The sequence below is a fragment of the Streptomyces sp. NPDC046925 genome (genome assembly GCF_040644915.1).
In the GTDB taxonomy this organism is placed as follows: domain Bacteria; phylum Actinomycetota; class Actinomycetes; order Streptomycetales; family Streptomycetaceae; genus Streptomyces.
The window spans coordinates 620,107-638,219 of the sequence record NZ_JBEYWZ010000001.1 but is presented as its reverse complement, the minus strand read 5'-3'; the positions used below and the strand labels follow the sequence as shown (position 1 = coordinate 638,219).

General features: G+C 70.6%; 16 protein-coding genes. 7 read left to right on the top strand and 9 right to left on the bottom strand.

Features of this window, described 5'->3' with window-relative positions; translation table 11 throughout:
* Positions 1–131: 131 nt before the first annotated feature.
* The gene (locus ABZ906_RS02660) at positions 132–1,889 is read right to left on the bottom strand and encodes a hypothetical protein (protein ID WP_361376469.1); all 1,758 of its coding nucleotides are present in this window, start codon (positions 1,887–1,889) and stop codon (positions 132–134) included.
* Between the two features lie 106 nt (positions 1,890–1,995).
* On the bottom strand, positions 1,996–2,538 hold the full coding sequence (locus ABZ906_RS02655; protein ID WP_361378019.1) for a TetR/AcrR family transcriptional regulator: 543 nt from the start codon (positions 2,536–2,538) through the stop codon (positions 1,996–1,998).
* A gap of 154 nt (positions 2,539–2,692) precedes the next feature.
* Here ABZ906_RS02655 and ABZ906_RS02650 point away from each other — a divergent pair, with 154 nt between their 5' ends.
* Both ABZ906_RS02650 and ABZ906_RS02645 read left to right on the top strand, forming a co-directional pair.
* On the top strand, positions 2,693–3,148 hold the full coding sequence (locus tag ABZ906_RS02650) for a nuclear transport factor 2 family protein (protein WP_361376466.1): 456 nt from the start codon (positions 2,693–2,695) through the stop codon (positions 3,146–3,148).
* Entirely contained in the window at positions 3,145–4,056 is a 912-nt protein-coding gene (locus ABZ906_RS02645) for an NmrA family NAD(P)-binding protein (protein ID WP_361376463.1), read from the top strand. Before ABZ906_RS02650 ends, ABZ906_RS02645 begins: the two co-directional genes overlap by 4 nt.
* A 42-nt stretch (positions 4,057–4,098) precedes the next feature.
* Here ABZ906_RS02645 and ABZ906_RS02640 read toward each other — a convergent pair whose 3' ends face one another.
* Positions 4,099–4,356 (bottom strand): helix-turn-helix transcriptional regulator, encoded by a 258-nt coding sequence (locus ABZ906_RS02640; protein WP_361193218.1) that lies wholly within the window; start codon positions 4,354–4,356, stop codon positions 4,099–4,101.
* Positions 4,357–4,503: 147 nt separating this feature from the next.
* On the opposite strand from ABZ906_RS02640, the gene ABZ906_RS02635 reads away from it, so the two are divergent.
* Positions 4,504–6,381: a hypothetical protein gene (locus ABZ906_RS02635; protein ID WP_361376460.1), complete on the top strand. Its 1,878-nt coding sequence runs from the start codon at positions 4,504–4,506 to the stop codon at positions 6,379–6,381.
* 75 nt (positions 6,382–6,456) lie between these two features.
* Here ABZ906_RS02635 and ggt read toward each other — a convergent pair whose 3' ends face one another.
* On the bottom strand, positions 6,457–8,268 hold the full coding sequence (gene ggt / locus ABZ906_RS02630) for a gamma-glutamyltransferase (protein WP_361376457.1): 1,812 nt from the start codon (positions 8,266–8,268) through the stop codon (positions 6,457–6,459).
* Between the two features lie 104 nt (positions 8,269–8,372).
* Here ggt and ABZ906_RS02625 point away from each other — a divergent pair, with 104 nt between their 5' ends.
* The 3 genes from ABZ906_RS02625 (at position 8,373) to ABZ906_RS02615 (ending at position 12,197) form a co-directional block, all read left to right on the top strand.
* Entirely contained in the window at positions 8,373–9,131 is a 759-nt protein-coding gene (locus ABZ906_RS02625) for a hypothetical protein (RefSeq protein WP_361193211.1), read from the top strand.
* A gap of 146 nt (positions 9,132–9,277) precedes the next feature.
* On the top strand, positions 9,278–10,477 hold the full coding sequence (locus tag ABZ906_RS02620; RefSeq protein WP_361376454.1) for an Ig-like domain-containing protein: 1,200 nt from the start codon (positions 9,278–9,280) through the stop codon (positions 10,475–10,477).
* 124 nt (positions 10,478–10,601) lie between these two features.
* Positions 10,602–12,197 carry a CocE/NonD family hydrolase gene (locus ABZ906_RS02615; RefSeq protein ID WP_361376451.1) on the top strand — a complete coding sequence of 532 codons (1,596 nt, stop codon included), beginning with the start codon at positions 10,602–10,604 and terminating at the stop codon, positions 12,195–12,197.
* A 36-nt stretch (positions 12,198–12,233) separates the two neighbouring features.
* Here the strand turns inward: ABZ906_RS02615 and ABZ906_RS02610 are convergent, their stop codons facing one another.
* The 5 genes from ABZ906_RS02610 to ABZ906_RS02590 form a co-directional block, all read right to left on the bottom strand.
* On the bottom strand, positions 12,234–13,103 hold the full coding sequence (locus tag ABZ906_RS02610) for an amino acid ABC transporter permease (RefSeq protein ID WP_361376448.1): 870 nt from the start codon (positions 13,101–13,103) through the stop codon (positions 12,234–12,236).
* Entirely contained in the window at positions 13,100–13,744 is a 645-nt protein-coding gene (locus tag ABZ906_RS02605) for an amino acid ABC transporter permease (protein ID WP_361193199.1), read from the bottom strand. The genes ABZ906_RS02610 and ABZ906_RS02605 overlap by 4 nt, the downstream gene beginning before the upstream one ends.
* Before the next feature lie 9 nt (positions 13,745–13,753).
* Positions 13,754–14,659, bottom strand: a complete 906-nt coding sequence (locus tag ABZ906_RS02600; protein WP_361193352.1) for a glutamate ABC transporter substrate-binding protein — start codon at positions 14,657–14,659, stop codon at positions 13,754–13,756.
* Between the two features lie 16 nt (positions 14,660–14,675).
* On the bottom strand, positions 14,676–15,419 hold the full coding sequence (locus ABZ906_RS02595) for an amino acid ABC transporter ATP-binding protein (RefSeq protein ID WP_361193197.1): 744 nt from the start codon (positions 15,417–15,419) through the stop codon (positions 14,676–14,678).
* A 121-nt stretch (positions 15,420–15,540) separates the two neighbouring features.
* Positions 15,541–15,981 carry a DUF6278 family protein gene (locus ABZ906_RS02590; protein ID WP_361376445.1) on the bottom strand — a complete coding sequence of 147 codons (441 nt, stop codon included), beginning with the start codon at positions 15,979–15,981 and terminating at the stop codon, positions 15,541–15,543.
* Between the two features lie 299 nt (positions 15,982–16,280).
* Here ABZ906_RS02590 and ABZ906_RS02585 point away from each other — a divergent pair, with 299 nt between their 5' ends.
* Positions 16,281–18,077, top strand: coding sequence for an SGNH/GDSL hydrolase family protein (locus ABZ906_RS02585; RefSeq protein ID WP_361193192.1), 1,797 nt, complete (start codon positions 16,281–16,283; stop codon positions 18,075–18,077).
* Positions 18,078–18,113: the final 36 nt, after the last annotated feature.

Here is an 18,113-nt window from a genome sequence, read left to right as displayed (position 1 = left end):
TTAACCGGCGCAGTCGATCATGTTTCGCACCCAAGCGGGCGAGAAGCGGACGCGAAAGCACAACCGAAGCGGCTGTGCCACGCAGGGTCGGGCACAGCATCCGGCAGGGTCAGGCACAGCATCAGGCAGGGTCAGGCGCTGAATCCGGCAACACGCAGCGCGTGCACGAGATCCCAGTGGCACTCGTCCGACACTCCCTGAGCGGTCTGGAGAAGCAGCGGGATGAGGCGGTACGGATCGGCGTGCGCGCAGCCGGCCGCGTCCTCGGCGGTACGGACGCGGAGATAGGCGTCGAGCAGGGCGCGGGCCTCGCGCTCGCGCCCCGCGTCGATCAGCGCGAGCACCGCCTCCGCGATCTCCGGGGCGGGCCGCGATACGCCCTGCCGCAGCAGCTTGCGGCAGTCCTCGGCGCGGCCCGCTCCGGCCAGGGCGTCGGCCAGGGCGACGAGCGGTTCGGGCGGCAGCGACGCGGCCTCCCAGAGCAGCGTCGACCAGTCGGTTCCCAACCCCGCGCGGTGCAGCTCGGCGGCGAGCGCGGGCAGTCGCGCCGCGGGCCAGCCCACCGCCTCCACGAGCACGCCGTGCGCCTCGCCGCTGCGGCCTTCGCCGCGGAGCTTGATCAGGGCGGCCACGGCGTCGGCGGTGGCCCGGTCGGCCTCGCGGTCCTGACGGGCGGCGTCCGTGTCCGCGGGCGGCTGCGGGGCGGCGTCCGGCTGAGCCGAGGCGTCGGTCTCGTGGCCGCTCGCGCCCTCGTCGGAACCGGTGAATCCCGCGAAACGGGCGCCTCGCAGGAGGCGCGGGCGGCGGGGGGTGTCGCGCTTGCGGCTCTGCTTGGGGACGCGGGGCGCCGGGGCGCCGGGTTCCCTGCCGGGTGCGGATGCGAGGTCGGCCGGGTCGAAGGAGTCGAAGTCGGCCGAGTCGGCTCCGGGGTCGGAGTCGGCTCCGGGGTCGGAGTCGGCTTCGGGGTGGGCGTGGGCGCGCGCGCCGGTGTCGACGGAGAGCGTCCGGGATTCGGGCGGCGACGTGTTCGGATCGGCCCGGGGGTCGCCGAACTCCCGTGTCCTGGATGCCGGTTCCGGCGAACGGCCGTCGGGCCCGCCCTCGGCGGCGACTCCGAAGGCGGTCGCGGGCGTCCGCCCGTCGAGCCCATCGAGCCGTGCGAGGTCGTCGAGCCCGCCGAGGTCACCGAGATCGCCGAAGCCATAGAAACCGTCGAAGCCGTCAAGGGACTCGGCCCCCGCTTCTCCCACCAGCCTTCCGCCGGGGCCCACCGGCACCTTCCCGTCGGCGCCGCCGTCCGCGCGCCCGTCGAAGTCGTCCGTCTCCTCCCCCGCGAAATCGTCCGAAAACGGCGCCCCGAAGTCGACCCACTGCGGGAGATCCGCCCGGTCCAACCGCTCGATGCGCTCGCGGAGTTCCGCACACCGCGCGGTCGCCCGCTCATGGTCGTCGCGGACCCAGGCCAGATCGCGGTTGACCCGCTCCATCTCGTCCGATGTGGCCGCGGCCTCCAGCGAACGCCCGAGCTCCGCCTGCCGCTCCACGGCGAACCGCTGCTCGGTGAGCATCATGTCGAGCCGCTCGCCCAGCAGTTCACGGCCGCCGGGCCGCGCGTCGTACGCGGCGAGGGAGGCACCGTGCAGCTCCCGCGCGAGGCCCGTCTCGCGCTCGGCGGCCTGCGACCCGTACCCCGCGGCCAGATCGTGCAGCAGCGCCTCCACCACGTCCCAGGGAGGAACTTCGGCGCCGTCCAGACAGGCCTGCATCCCCTCCGGGTCACGGGACCAGAACACACCGCACCACCCGGCGCCCGTATCGAGCTGCGCCAGGAGAATTCTCAGATACTTCGCGAACTCCCGTACCTGGTCAGGGAGTTGTCCTACAGCCATCCGAGCAAGCACCGCCCCACGGAGCCTGGATTATTCCGGTCCGGAAGATAACACCACTTGCGTTACGGGACGACTACACGCAGTCTTCCGGCCGCTCCCCGGCACCTCACGCCACATCGTTCGCGCCGCGCGCGAGGACGGACGCGCACAGCCGCCGCAGCCCCGCGTGCAACTGCTCGGGGCTCGCGCCCTGGCTGGTCAGATGCCCGACCAGGTCGCTGCGGACGGCGGCGAGCAGGGCGTGCGCGAGGTAGTCGGCGCCCTCGCGCCCATGGACGTCGACCAGCATTTCGGCGACTTCGGAGTGCCACAGGTCATAGGACGGGTTGAGGTAGGGACTCCCGGCGCCGGTCCGCTCCAGGGCGAGCATGAGCGCGAGCTGGTTCAGTTTGAGGTCGAGGAGTGCGCCCAGGAGCACGGGCAGCCGCTCGGCCGCCGGCGCGCCGGGACCCAAGGGCGGCGGCCCGTCCACGACTTGTTCGCGCAATTGCTGCGTCTCCTCGACGACCAGCGCCCTGACCAGGCCGATGCGGTCGGTGAAGTGCCGGAAGACCGTGCCTTTGCCGGCTCCGGCGGCCTGCGCGATGTCGGCCATCTTGACGCTGTCGGGGTCGGCCGCGTCCCTGAAGAGCCGGGCTGCGGCGGCCAGCAGCGCGGCCCTGTTGCGGACGGAGTCGGCTCTCTCCTTGCGGGCGGCGATGGTTCCTCCTCGGTGGGCGGGGCGTGCGGAGCAGACCCCAGCATAAGTCGACCCGGGGTCCGGTACTTGTAAACGGACCCTGGGTCAGGTTAGCGTCGCAGTCATGACGACACACCGCACAGAACCTTCGGCGGCCGACGTGTTCGCCCGCTCCCTCGACCTCCTCCTCGCCAAGGACATCGACGGCTGGGTCGACCTCTGGGCCCCGGACGGCGTTTTCGAGTTCCCCTTCGCGCTCCCCGGAGCCCCGCACCGGCTCGTCGGCCGCGAGGCCGTGCGCGCCTACATGGCCGACTATCCCGACCACATCGACCTGCGGAGCTTCGAGGATCTGACCGTGCACCGCACCGAGGACCCCGCGACCATCGTCGCGGAGTTGCGCGGCACCGGCCGGGCGGTCGCCACCGGGCGCCCCTACGACATGCCGTACATCCAGGTCGTCACCGTCCGGGAGGGGCGGATCACGCGCTTTCGCGACTACTGGAACGGCGCGCTGGCCGCCGACGCCTTCGACGGCCAGATCCCCGTCGGCGCCGCCCGCCCCGGAGAGGACCGATGACCATGCGTTTCCTGATCACCGGCGGCACCGGCACCACGGGCAGCCGCGTGGCGGCCGCCCTGACCGGCCCGGACACGTCCGAGCGGAACACCTCCGAGCGGGACACCTTCGAGCAGGACACCTCCGAGCGGGGCGCGACCGTACGCCTCGCGAGCCGCACCCCGGCGCCGGGCACCCGCCAGGTCCGCTTCGACTGGGCCGATCCGGCCACCCACGGCCCCGCCCTCACCGGCATCGACGGTGTCTATCTGGTGCCGCCCGTCGGGGACGCCGAGCCCTCCCGGCTGATGGTGCCGTTCCTGGAACGCGCCCTGGACGCGGGCGTGCGCCGCTTCGTGCTGCTCAGTTCGTCCGCGATCGGCGAGGGCGACCCCGGGGCCGGCGAGGTCCATCAGGCGGTGCGCGAACTGACCCCGGAGTGGGCGGTGTTGCGCCCCTCCTGGTTCATGCAGAACTTCGTCACGCCGGGCCATCTCCAAGGCGACAGCATCCGCACCGCGAACGAGGTGGTGACGGCCACCGGGCAGGGGCGCGTGGCGTTCGTCGACGCGGACGACATCGCGGCCGTCGCCGTACGGGCCCTGACGGACGAGCGGCCGCACAACGCGGCGCATCTCGTCACGGGGCCGGAGGCGCTGAGCTACACGGACATCGCGGAGGTGATCTCGAAGACCTCCGGGCGCACGGTCAGCCACCGCTCCGTTCCCGTGGCGCAATTGCGCGAGCGACTCGTCGCCGCCGGGATTCCGGAGGCGTTCGCGGGCGCGCTCGCGGCCATGGACGACAGCATCGCGCACGGGTCAGAGGACCGCGTGGACCCTGCCGTGGAGCGCATCACCGGCCGGGCGGCCCGCAGCTTCGCGGACTTCGCCGCCGAGAACGCCGCGAAGTGGGCTCCGACGCCCTGACGCGGGCAGCCCTCACACGGGCAGCCCTGGCGCAGACAGTCCTCACGCAGGGGCGGGCATCAGGACGCACGCACGGGCCACCTCGTCCAGCGAGAGCCCCAGCGTCATGGCCAGCGCCGACACGGTGAAGAACGCGGGCGTCGGTGCCCGTCCCGTCTCGATCTTGCGGAGCGTCTCGGCGGAGAGCCCGGCGCTCGCGGCCACCTCCACCATGCTCCGCTCGCCGCGCGCGGCACGCAGCAGCCGACCGAGCTGCTCGCCGCGTTCGCGCTCTTCCGGGGTCAGAGGGGTCCGCACCATGGGGCCACTGTAGTCCAATCGCGCCCGGAATCCCATTCTCATACCGGTATATTTATTGGCGCACTCCGACCCGGGAGGGGCATGTCCATCGACGCACTGTGACGCCGCGGAGACATCCGACAAGATGATCATCCGTACGATGCACCGGTGACACACGAGATCATCGATTACGGACAGTTCGCGGACCGGCTCCGGCATCAACAGGGTCGCCCCCGCTGGTCGTTGCTCGACGAGGTGCAGCGGGAGTGGGGCTACGTGGATCCGGGCGGCGAGCCCGGCCACTCCCGCTGGGGCGGCGAGAACAAGGAGCACGGCATCGACTGGGACCTGCCGGTCCCCCTGGCGCTCAACGAATGGTGGGACTCCCCGCTCAATTCCTTCGCCTTCGACCCGCGTCTGTACTGGGTCCACACACAGTGGCCGCCCACCATCTCCGACCTCGACGCGGACCCCGCCGGCGGGCTCGTCGACGACGATGACGACGACCGCGTGTGCGTGTTCATGTCCGAGTACCACTACGCCCACGAGTGGGGCTATCTCGCCGCCGAGGCCGAGCTGCCCGACCCCCGGGTCCTCGTGAGCGTCGGCGGCGAGTGGGTGGTGCAGAGCCGTTCGCTCTCCGAGTTCCTGATGCAACTCGCCTTCGAGCGGATGCCCGCCCACTACGGCTGGACGCTGCGCTTCGCCCGCGAGACCGTCGACGCCGACCCCCGGATCGTGCAGCGCCTGGAGTCCTCGTACCGCGAACTGGGTCTGCTGCCCTGGCAGGAGATGGGCACCGACGCGCTCTCGTACGGCGCTCCGGACGCGGTCATACGTCACGGCCGCGGACCCGGAGCCGACTTCAAGATCGTGATCAACGGCCGTACCCGCGAGGCGCTGCTCGACGTCGCCACGACGCTGGGCCTCGAATGGACGGACAAGGACATCCGCCCGCCGTCCGAGGTGCCCGAGCCCCTTGAGGACCTCGGGCCCGTCTCCCTCGCCGCGGGGCAGAGCGACCCGCGTGGCCGGTGGACGGTCCTCGCCCGTGAGTACCCGCAGCCGCCCTCCGTCGCCGGAGCGGCGGCCGCGCTCGTCGAAACGCCGGGCGCGCTCAGGGCGGTGGCCTCGCTTCACGGCCCGACGCTGCTCGTGGCGGGGGACATGGAAGGCACCGTGCACGTCCGCGAGACGGACGACGAGGACCCGGAGACCATCAGCCTCTCCCTGCACCGCGCCCCGGTGACCTCCGTGACCTGCATGGAGCTCGCGACCGGCATCCGCCTGGTCCTGAGCGGCGACGCGCACGGCGTGATCCGCTACTGGTCGACGCGCCGCAAGCCGATGCGTGTGCCGTTCGCCCGCAGGAGCACCCCGGTCATCTCGCTGGCCGCCGCGGTCCTGCCGACCGGGCCCGCGCTCGCCGCGGCCTGGGCGGACGGCCTGGTGCGCGTCTGGGACCTGATGTCCGACGCGGTGACCAACCTGCGCCTGGGCACCGGCATCAAGTTCCTCGCCCTCGACGCGACGGGCACGGGCGACACGGAGGCCACCCTGCGCGTCACCGACGCGAACTCCACCGCCACACTCCGGCTCGACCTGGCCAGGCTGTGGCCGCACCGGGATCTCCAGTTGCGCCTGGAGAGCGTCGACTGGGGCGCCCTGTGGACCGCGCGCGGCCCCGGCCACCAGGTTCCCGGGCTGATCGGCAAGGTCGCGTCGGACGACAAGAAGACGGCCATGGACGCGGTCCACGACCTCTACCGCCTCCTCGTCTCCAAGGAGGCGGCATCGACCGCGGCCGTTCCCGCGATCCCGTTCCTGGTCCAGCTGATGACGGACCCGGACAACCGCGCCCGCAGCACACTCCTCCTCCTGATCGCGGACCTGGCGGACGTCCACCAGGCCCGCGGCGGCCGGGGCGACGCCCAACTGGCCGCCGTACGGGAGGCGTTGCCCGCACTGCGTCATCTGCACGACGACCCCGAGGGGCCGATCCGCTGGGCGGCCAACGAACTGGAGCAGAACTGCGCGCCTCGCTGAGCGCGCCGGACCGGGCGGGCCGCAGGGCCCGCCCGGCGTCCGACTGACATTCGACCGGCCGCCCGGCGGTCTCTCCTACTGCGGCCGCACCACCATCGCCGAGCCGCCCCCGCGACGCACCTTCTCCGCCGCGGCGAGCCACTTGCCGCCCGGCAGCCGCTGCACTCCGGTGGCCGCCCCGATCTCGGGGTTCTGCTTGAAGGAGTGCCCGATCGCCTCCAGGTCGGCCCGCAGCGAGCTGTCCCAGAGCCCCGGCTCCAGCTCGGTCTGCGCGGCGTTGCGCTGGCTCGCGCGCGGCGCGGCGATCGCGTCGACGAGCGGAAGACCCCGGTCGACGAAGCCGGTCAGGGTCTGCAGGACCGTCGTGATGATCGTCGCGCCGCCCGGTGAGCCGAGGGCGACCAGCGGCTTCCCCTTCTCCAGGACGATCGTCGGCGAGATCGAGGACCGGGGCCGCTTGCCCGGACCCGGCAGGTTCGGGTCGTGGACGGCCGGGTCGGCGGGCGCGAAGGAGAAGTCGGTCAGTTCGTTGTTGAGCAGGAAGCCGCGGCCGGGCACGGTGATGCCGCTGCCGCCCGTCGACTCGATGGTGAGGGTGTAGGCGACGACGTTGCCCCACTTGTCGGCGGCCGTGAGGTGCGTCGTGTTCTCCCCTTCGTACGTGGTCGGGGCGGCCTTGTCGCCGGACTTGCAGGCTGCCGGGTTCCGCGGGTCGCCCGGCGCGAGCGGGCTCTTGAGGACCGCGTCGTCGCGGATCAGGCACTCCCGCGAGTCGGCGAACTTCTGCGAGAGGAGTTCCTTCGTCGGTACGTCCTCGAAGGCGGGGTCGCCCACCCACCGCCCGCGGTCGGCGAACGCGACGCGGCTGGCCTCGATGTACCGGTGCAGGTACTTCTTCTTCGATGCCTTCGACAGGTCGGTCCGCTCGAGGATGTTGAGCGCCTCGCCGACGGACGTGCCGCCGGAGGAGGAAGGAGCCATCGAGTAGACGTCGAGCCCGCGGTAGGAGGTCTTCGTCGGCGCCTGCCGCTTCACCCCGTACGCCTTCAGGTCCTTCGCCGACAGATCGCCGCTGCGGACCTTCCGCCCGGACGCCGGGTCCACGGGCGGCTTGTTCACGGTCCGTACGACGTCCTTGCCGATGCCGCCCCCGTACATCGCGCCGACGCCCTTGCGCCCCAGCTCCTCGTACGTGCGCGCGAGGTCGGGATTCTTGAACGTCGAGCCGACCACGGGCAGCTCGCCGCCCGGCAGGAACAGCTTCGCCGTGTCCGGGAAGTCGGCGAACCGCTTCTGGTTCGATTCGGTCTGCGAGCGGAAGGTCCCGTCCACCGTGAAGCCGTCGCGCGCGAGCCGCTCGGCGGGCTTCAGGAGGGTGCCGAGCCGCTTGCTGCCCCAGGCGTCGAGCGCGGACTGCCAGGTCGCGGGGGTGCCGGGGGTGCCCACGCCCAGGCCGCTGGTGACGGCGTCCGCGAAGGGGATCGGCTTGCCGTTCTCCAGGAAGAGGCCGGAGTCGGCGGTGCGGGGGGCCGTCTCACGGCCGTCGAGCGTGCTCACCTTGCGGGACTTCGCGTCGTAGTGGACGAAGTACCCGCCGCCCCCGACGCCCGCGGAGTAGGGCTCGGTCACGCCGAGGGCCGCCGCCGTGGCGACCGCCGCGTCCACCGCGTTGCCGCCCTTCTTCAGGACCTCGATCCCGGCGGCGGACGCGTCCGCGTCGACGCTGGAGACCGCGCCGCCGTAGCCGACGGCCAAGGGCGTTTTCTCCGGAGTGGACGAGGCTGCTCCGGCCTGGTGCGAAGACGAAGGGGGCACGGCCGCTCCGACCGATACCAATACCCCTCCGACCGCCAATAGCGTCAGATTCCGTACGACAGCACGACGCATTCGTACCTCCAGTCAACAACCGTCCGCGCAGCGTAACTTCGGTTCCCCCGCCGCGTCAGGACCACCTCGAACACCGGTCCTAAAGACCGCTAGCATGCGCCCCCATGACTGAAGACGTGCGCAATATCGTCCTCGGCCTGATCGCGGCCGGCCTCGGTGCCGTGCTGGGCTGGCTCGCCCGTACCTACCTCTGGCGGCGCAAGCTCCGCCGCAAGCAGGCCTTCTTCGGGCTGCCCGACAACTCCGAGTCGCTGCTCGTGGTCAACCGCGAGGCGGGCGGGCCCGAGCTCACCGTCGTACGCCACGACGTGTCCGCGCTCCTCGAACTCTCCGCGCTGATCAAGGACTGCGGGGCGCACGCCCAGCTCGTCGCGCACGACGCCGCCCAGCAGAGCTTCGGCGAACGCACCGAGTTCTGCGTCGGCTCCCCCACGGTCAACCGCCGTATGGCCGCGCACATGCACTCCCTGCTGCCCGGCGTCCGCGTCAACACCGACCCGGAGCCAGGACCGGACCGCGGGGCGTTCCAGATCGGCAGCGAGCGCTACCGCATGGAGGGCGGCATCACGGAGTACGTGATCCTGGCCCGGCTCACCGCGGGGCAGGCGCAGGAGGCGAGACCCGTCTTCGTCTTCTGCGGCCAGCGCGCGATCACCAACCAGGCGGCGACCCGCTATCTGGCCCGGCACCACGAGCGGCTCGCCCGCAAGCACGGCTCCGGCACGTTCGTCCTGCTCCTGAAGGTCGTCAACTCCCAGGCGTACGGTCCCGACGTCGTCGAGCTCGTCGGGGACGTCACCCGCGCCGCCCAGGCACCGGCTCCGGCGGCCGCTCCGGCCCGCGCGTCCCATCGCGCCAAGTAGCCGGAAGCTCACCGCGCGCCGACGTCCGCATCCGGCCCATAACCCACCTCTGTGACCCAGTCGGGAATTTCGGGGCAAGAGGCAACCCAACGGGACCTTTGACCCTCTCTCCGTGCAGTTCCACATTCGCACGGAGGTACGTTCCCTTGAGGCCCCAGAGCTCGCCGAGTCGCCGCCCGTCCCTACGTCCCCGCCGCACCGGGGCCGCGGTCACGGCCGCGGGCCTGGCGGCGCTGGCCGCCGCCTTGACCGCCTGTTCGGGCGGCGCCTCCGCGGCCGCCGACACGAAAATCGACAAGCCGGACATATCCGTCAACTTGCAGGGCAAGAAGGCCAAGGCGGGCTCCCCGGTCGAGGTGAAGCTGGCCGACGGCAAGCTGAAGCAGGTCACGGTGACCGACGCCAAGGGCACCAAACTCTCCGGCAAGGTCGCCGCGAACGGCACCACCTGGACATCGGACCGCACGACGGCGCCCGGCTCCTCGTACCAGGTGAAGGCGACGACCGCCGAGGGCGGCAGCGCCCGCGCCTCCTTCGCGACCGCCGCCCCGGAGCGGGTGAACAAGCTGTCCCTGACGCCCGGCAAGGACACCACGGTCGGCGTCGCGCAGCCCCTCTCCGTCGTCTTCGACCACCCGGTGAAGAACAAGGCCGCGGTCGAGAAGCACCTGAAGGTGACGACCTCGAACGGCACCACGGGCTCCTGGGGCTGGATCAAGAACTACGACGGCAAGGACCGCATCGACTGGCGCCCGAAGGACTACTGGAAGTCCGGCACCAAGGTGAAGCTGGACGCACAGCTGGGCGGCATCGATTCCGGCACGGACGGCGGCTGGTTCGTCCGTGACTACGCGACCGGCTTCACCGTCGGCAAGAGCCAGAAGGTCAAGGTCGACCTCGACAGCAAGCGGGCGACGCTCGTGCGCGACGGGCAGAGCGTGAAGAGTGTCCCGATGTCGGCGGGCACCCCCGGCGGCGACAAGGCGTCCTGGGGCGGCACGTCCGTCCTGATGGCCAAGGAGGGCACGATCAACATGCGCTCCGAGACGGTCGGCCTCGGCGACGCCTACGACAAGATGGTCGACAACTCGATGCGTCTGACCTGGTCGGGGATGTACGCGCACGCGGCCCCCTGGAATGCCTCCTACTTCGGCAACACGAACCACAGCTCGGGCTGCATCGGCATGAGCGACGCCGACGCCTCCTGGCTGTACGGCCAGGTCCAGATCGGCGACCCCTTCGAGGTCTCCGGCAGCGGCTCGAAGGGCGTTCCCGACCCGGGCAACGGCTACGGCGAGTGGAACATCTCGTGGGCCGACTGGCAGGCGAAGAGCGCGCCGAGCTGAGGAACGCCGGGGAGGTAGACGACTCAACAATCGTTACCGGTGCGTAACTTACCGACGGGTTACCCCCGGTAAGCGCCCACGGTTACCGTCGGGTCACTTTACTTGCACGAGTAAGGAGTGACCCGTGGGACAACCGCGCAGGGCTCTGCGTACGACCACCGTGGGCGCCGTGTCGGCGGCTCTCGTCGCCGGCGCCGCCTTCGGCCTCGCCCCCGCCGCCCAGGCGGCTCCGACGGCCGCTCCACGGGCGGCGGGCTCCGCGGACGTGCGCTTCGTCGACATCCCCGGCGACGGCGGCACGATCCTCAAGGCCAACGTCTTCACCCCCGAGGGGGCGAAGGCAGGCAGCAAGTACCCCGCGATCGTGCTGCCGACCAGCTGGGCCATGCCGCAGATCGAGTACGTCGCGCAGGCCCAGAAGCTCGCGAACTCCGGCTACGTCGTGGTCAGTTACAACTCGCGCGGCTTCTGGCAGTCCGGCGGCGAGATCGAGACCGGCGGCCCCGAGGACATCGCGGACGCCTCCCGGGTCATCGACTGGACCCTGGCGAACACCCCGGCCGACCCCGGCAGGATCGGCATGGGCGGTGTCTCGTACGGCGCGGGCATCAGCCTGCTCGCCGCCGGGCACGACAAGCGGATCAAGGCCGTCGCCGCGCTCAGCGGCTGGGGCGACCTGATCGACTCGATCTACAGCGGCCGCACCCAGCACCAGCAGGCCGCCGGGCTGCTCGGCGGCGCCGGTGTCCTCACGGGCCGCCCGAGCCCCGAACTCCAGCAGACGCTCAAGGACTTCCTCGGGTCCAACCTGGACAAGGAGGACGAGATGATCGCGTGGGGCGCCAAGCGCTCCCCCGCGACCTACATCGACCAGATCAACGAGAACGGCGCGGCCGTCATGCTCGGCAACGCCTGGGGCGACACCATCTTCCCGCCCAATCAATACGCCGCGTTCTACGAGCAGTTGACGGGCCCCAAGCGCCTGGAGTTCCGCCCCGGCGACCACGCGACCTCCGAGCTGACCGGCCTGCTCGGGCTGCCCAACGACACCTGGACCTCCACCGAGCGCTGGTTCGACCACTACCTCAAGGGCGAGAAGAACGGCGTCGACACCGAGCAGCCCGTCCAGCTCAAGTCCCGTTCGACGGGCGGCTACGAGGGCTACCCCGACTGGAAGTCCGTCGGCGCGACGAAGAAGAAGATCGACCTGGCGGGTTCCACCACGATCCGGGCGAACGTCGACTCGGGCGCCAACGGCGGCACCGTGCTGCTCTCCAACGCCCTCGACCAGTTCCTCAAGACCCCGCCGGTGGCCTCGATGCCGCTGCTTCCGCGGCGCTACGCGGGCGTCTGGCAGTCCCAGAAGTACGACACGGCCCAGCGGGTGCGCGGGACGGCGAAGCTGCACACCACGCTCACCAGTACCAAGGAGAGCGGCACCCTCGTCGCGTACCTCTACGACGTGGGCCCGCTCGGCCTCGGCAAGCTGGTCAGCAACGCGCCGTACACCTTCCACGGCAAGACCCCCGGCCGGCCGTTCGGCGTGGACCTGGAATTGTTCTCCACGGCCTACGACGTTCCGGCAGGACACAGGCTCGCCCTGGTGGTCGACACGGTCGACCCGCTCTACATCGAGCACAACCCGTCCGGCGCGCAGCTGACCTTCTCCTCGCCCGCGTCCGACCCGTCATACGTGTCGGTCCCGTTGCGCGAACAGTGATCACCGGCTGCTGCCGGGTGGGCCTGGCCCCTGTAACTACTGCCTGCCCGGCAGCAGCGTCCCTGGTTCGGCCGATGCCACGTCCGCGGCCTCGGTCTTGGGATTGCGCCGCTGTCGTTTGGACACCCACTGGGCGAACCACGAGAGCAGCATGCACATCCCGATGTAGATCGGCGAGATCACCAGAACCACGGGGATGAAAGGTAGATCGTAGTCGAGGTTCGACGCGATCAGCTTCCCGGCGTGGAGGAACTCCTCGTAAGTGATCAGATAGCCGAGTGAGGTGTCCTTGAGTGCGACCACCAACTGGCTGATGATCGCGGGCAGCATGGCGCGCACGGCCTGCGGTACGAGGACGTGCGTCATCACCTGCGTCTTGCGCATCCCGAGCGCGTACGCCGCCTCCCGCTGTCCGCGCTCCACGGAGTTCACGCCCGAGCGGAAGACCTCGGCGAGCACCGAGCCGTTGTAGAGCGTGAGCCCGGCGACCAGGGCCGGCAGCGGCTGTACCTTCAGCGCCACGAAGACGAAGAAGATCATCACCAGGACCGGCATCGCGCGGAAGAACTCCACGAGCAGCGTGGCCACCCAGCGCACGGGACGGTGGTCGGAGAGCCGCCCCATGGCGAGCAGGCAGCCGAGCGCGAGCGCGAGCACCGCCGAGATGGCGAAGGCCTTGAGGGTGTTCCCCAGGCCCTTCAGGAGGAGTTCCTGGATGCCCTTGTACTCGAACGGCGTCCATTTCGCCGCGGTGAACTGGTCGGTGTCGAACAGGAGATAGAGGAGCCAGCCGACCAGGGCGACCAGGACCACGGTGGAGAGCAGCCCGTAGAGCTTGTGTCTGCGCTCGGTCTTCGGTCCCGGTACGTCGTAGAGGGCGGTGGATTCGTGGGAGAGGGCTTTCATCGGGCGACTCCCCAGCGCTTCTCGAGGACATTGAAGACGGCGCTGATGGCGAGGGTGATGATCAGGTAGCCGACGGCGATCCAGACGAACGTCCAGATGATGTTGTAGCCGAGCTCACTGAGCGTCTTGTACGTGCCGAGCAGCTCGGTGACGCTGAACGCGCCCGCGATGGCCGAGTTCTTGGCGAGGGCGATGAGGGTGGAGCCGACCGGCGGGATGACGGACCGGAAGGCCTGCGGGAGCACCACCATGGACAGGGTCTGCCCGAAGGTCATCCCCAGGCTGCGGGCCGCCTCGCCCTGGCCCTTGGGGACGGTGTTGATGCCCGAGCGCAGTGCCTCGCAGATGAACGCGGAGGTGTAGCAGCCCAGGGCGATGACGGCGAACACCTTGAAGGGCAGGACGAGTCCGAAGCGCGGGAGCCCGAGCAGCACCGCGAAGAAGAGCAGCGTGAGCGGGGTGTTGCGCAGGACCGTCACCCAGGCGGTGCCGAACGCCCGGAAGGAGCCGACCGGCGCCACCCGGAACGACGCCATGATGAATCCGAGCACGAGCGCCAGGATCGAGGCGTACACGGTGAGTTCGACGGTCCCGACGAACCCCTTGCCGAAGGTGGAGAAGTTGTCTGTCAGTACGTCCACGACGCCTCCTCAGCTCGCCGGGTAGCGGTCGATGGCGGGCGGCTTCGGCGCCGGGACTCCGGAGAGGCCGAGCGTGGCGTCGTAGGCCTTCTTCCAGTCGCCGTTCTTCTGCCGGGCGGCGAGCGCGTCGTCGACGGCGAACCGCAGGGCGCTGTCGTTCTTCGGGACGCCGATGCCGTAGGGCTCCTCGGAGAACGGTTTGCCGGTCACCTTGAGCTCGTCGGGCACCTTGGCCGCGTACCCGATGAGGATCGCGTCGTCGGTGGTGACGGCGTCGACCTGATAGGTCAGGAGGTTGTCGACGCAGACCGAGTACGTGTCGTACGCGATGAGCGTCGCCTTCGGGTAGTCCTTCTGGATGCGCTGGTAGGGGGTCGATCCGGCCGCCGAGCAGACCTTCTTGCCGTCGAGATCCTGCGGTCCCTTGATGTCGTCCTCGTCGGCGCGCACGAGCAGGCCCTGGCCCGCCATGTAGTAGGGGCCGCCGAACCCGACGAGCTTCTTGCGGAGGTCGTTGATGGTGTAGGTGCCGACGTAGTAGTCGATCTGCCCGTTCTGCAGGGCGGTCTCGCGGTTCGCCGACGCGATCGTCTTGAACCGGACCGACTTGGGGTCGAAGCCGAGCGACGCCGAGATCATCTTGGCGATCTCGATGTCGAAGCCGGAGTAGGCCCCGGTGGCGGGGTTCTTCTCGCCGAGGAAGGGCTGGTCCTCCTTGGCCCCGACGACGAGGTGGCCGCGCCGCCCGGCCTTCTTCCAGGTGCCGGAGTCCGGCAGCCGGAATCCCTTGGCCACCTGGTACTTCGGCAGTTCGTCGGGCTGCGGCCCCTTCACCGGGGGGCTGCCCTCCTTGCCGCAGGCGCTCGCGGCGCACGCGGCGAGGACGAGCGCCGCGAGCAGACGTGTCGTACGCATCATGCCTGGCCCCCCGTCAGTGCTTGAGGATCTTGGAGAGGAAGTCCTTGGCCCGGTCGCTCTCCGGGTTGTTGAAAAACTCCTCGGGGGCCCGGTCCTCGACGATGCGGCCGTCGGCCATGAAGACGACACGGTTGGCGGCCGAGCGGGCGAAGCCCATCTCGTGGGTGACGACGACCATGGTCATGCCGTCGCGGGCGAGGCCCTGCATGACCTCGAGCACTTCGTTGATCATCTCGGGGTCGAGCGCGGAGGTCGGCTCGTCGAAGAGCATCACCTTGGGCTCCATGGCGAGCGCGCGTGCGATGGCCACACGCTGCTGCTGACCGCCCGAGAGCTGCGCCGGGTACTTGTCGGCCTGTGCCGCGAGGCCCACCCGGTCCAGGAGTTCACGGGAGCGACGCTCGGCCTCGTCCTTCTTGCGGCCCCGCACCTTGACCGGCGCGAGGGCGACGTTCTGGAGCACCGTCTTGTGCGCGAAGAGGTTGAAGGACTGGAACACCATGCCGACGTCGGCGCGGAGCGTGGCCAGTGCCTTGCCCTCTCCCGGAAGCGGCTGCCCGTCCAGTGCGATGGCTCCCGACTGGATCGTCTCCAGACGGTTGATCGTCCTGCACAGCGTTGATTTCCCCGACCCTGACGGGCCGATGACCACGACCACCTCCCCCTTGCCGACGGTGAGGTTGATGTCCTGGAGGACATGCAACTTCCCGTAGTACTTGTTCACATCACGCAGCTCGATCAGCGGATCGACGGCCATGCCCTGCCCTGCCCACTCTCGGCGGTGTCGGTCCGCGCAAACTATCCACGCGAAAACGGGACTTATTGGACGACACGCACGTAAGGGCATTAACAGTATTTGTAGTTACATCGAACTGCGGTTAAGTCTCCGAGGCCTCCGCGAAGACCTGGGACAGCTCGGGAGCGCCGTGCACGGCCCAGTCGAGACCCGCCTCCACCACCTGGATCTCGCGCCCCGAAACGAGCCGCACGACGGGGCTGCCCGCGGGCCAGACGTGCCAGACGGCGCCGGGCACCGTGCGGACGATGACCGAACCCAGGTACAGGCCCGCGTCGTTGCCGAGCCACGGCAGCAGTTCGGGGTCGTCGCGCCAGCGCGGCAGAAGCTGGTCGAGGGCGGTCAACGAGGCCGGGGAGTCGTCGAGTTCGAGACCGGCACCGGCGGCCTGGGAGCGAAGGAGCTCACATTCGGAGAGGAGTTCGGCCACGCCCGCCGGATCCTCGTCGAACGCGGAGGCGAGTACCGAGCCCCGGTCGGCGGACTCCTGCCGGCGCCGCCTGCCGAAGAAGGAGATGTTCATGATCGGCCTCTCCGATGGATGTCAACGCCCCAAGAATGTATCTTGCATCAGTTGATCACGGAATGAGGCGAATCGCTCCGCGCGGCCTTCGGGCGAGGAGGTGCCCGGCAGTGTGCCCCGCATGCCCGCGGATACGCGCCGGTGAGCCGGACCCCGGCGGCTTCCGGGGGCGTTGCCGTACGGCATCCCGGCGAGTTCGGGTCATGTTCACGCGCACCTCATTGACGCTTCTCCCCGGTCTCCTTAGCTTCATGGCGCACCTGTCGTCACGTCAGCTTCAGCCAAGGGAGGGGTCTGGTGTGCGCCCACGCAGTCCGCGTACCTCGCGTATCTCACGTATCTGGGGAGCGGCCGCCGTACTCGCGGTGATCAGCGCCGCCGTACCTGTGGCCACGGCGCAGGCCGCGCCGCACAGACCCGGGCCGCTCCCCCTGGAGCGGCTCTTCGACAACAGGGCGGTCAGTGACGACGCGCGGCCCGCTGAGGCGGACTTCGACGGCTCGGGCGGCTCGCTCTCGGCGCAGGACCTGAGCGCGGCGGGCTGGACTCCGGGCCGTTCGCTCGCCGTGGACGGGGCCCGGCTCGCCTGGCCGCGCACCCACACGGGCCAGGCGGACAACGTGCGGGCCGACGGGCAGTCCGTACGCCTTCGCGGGCGCGGGGACGCGCTCGCGTTCCTGGTCGCGGGCACGGGCGGCGACGCGAGCGGCACGGGGACGGTGCGCTACCGGGACGGATCGAGGGGAACGTACCGTCTGACGGCGCCGGACTGGCGCTCGGGCCCGCTCGCCACCAAGGCGGTCGCGCTGCCGCACGTGAACACTCCCGGCGGCCAACTCGCCGAGAAGACACGGCTGTACGCGGTGACCGTGCCGGTGGCGCGGGGGCGCGAGATCGCCTCGGTGACCCTGCCCAAGGACCCGGGCGCCCCGGATCTGCACGTCTTCTCGCTCTCCGTGCGCCAGCCGACGAAGGGCTGGACCGGCACCTGGTCGGCCTCGACCGCCGGGTACACCGCGGTGGGTCCCTGGACCGACCGGACCGTGCGCCTTGTCGTCCATACGAGCACGGGCGGGCCGCGGGTGCGGATCCGGCTCGACAACACCTTCGCCGCGGCGCCGGTACGGATCGGCAGCGCGACCGTGGCGGTGCAGGAGTCCGGGGCGGGGGCGCGGGGAGAGCCGCGGCGGCTGTCCTTCGGCGGCAGGGGCGGCACCGAAGTCCCGGCGGGGGCACAGGCGTTCAGCGACCCGCTCGACTTCGACGTGCCCGCGGACACGAACCTCCTGGTCAGCTTCCATCTGCCGGGGACGGTGACCACCGCGCCCGTCCACAGCCAGGCCATCCAGACCTCGTACGTGAGCGGCCCCGGCGACCATGCGGCGGAGGGCTCCCCGCAGGCGTACACGTCGACGATCTCGACCTGGCCGCTGCTCACCGGAGTCGACGTGAGCGGCGGACCCGGCTCCGTGGTGCTGCTCGGCGACTCCATCACGGACGGCGTGAAGTCGACGCAGAGCGCGAACCACCGCTGGCCCAACGTGCTCGCGACGCGGCTGCTCCAGCAGGACGAGGTCCCGCGCTTCGGCGTCCTGAACCAGGGGATCTCGGCGAACCGCGTCATCGCGGACCGCTATCCCGGCGACGGCGTCTCCACCGACACCGGCGGCGTGAGCGCGCTGCACCGTCTGGACCGTGATGTGTTCGCCCAGACGTCGGCCCGTACGGTCGTGGTCTTCGAAGGTGTCAACGACGTCCGCTGGGGCGCGTCGGCGGACCAGGTGACGGCCGGGATGCGGGAGATCGCCGAGCGGGCGCACGCGCGGGGCCTGCGGGTCCTCGCGGCGACGATCGCCCCCTGCCAGGGCGAGTCGCTGTGCACGCCGGCGGCGGACGCGGAGCGCGTGAAGATCAACGACTATCTGCGCGGCGGCGACGACTTCGATGCCGTCCTGGACTTCGACGCGGTCCTGCGGGACCCGGCGAACCCCTCGCGGATGCTGGCCGCGTACGACAGCGGGGACCATCTGCATCCGGGGGACGCGGGGCTCGCGGCGATCGCGGAGTCGGTGGATCTGGGGGCGCTGGAGCCGTAACGGACGTGCTTCCCCGCGCCCCCGCACGGGGGCGCG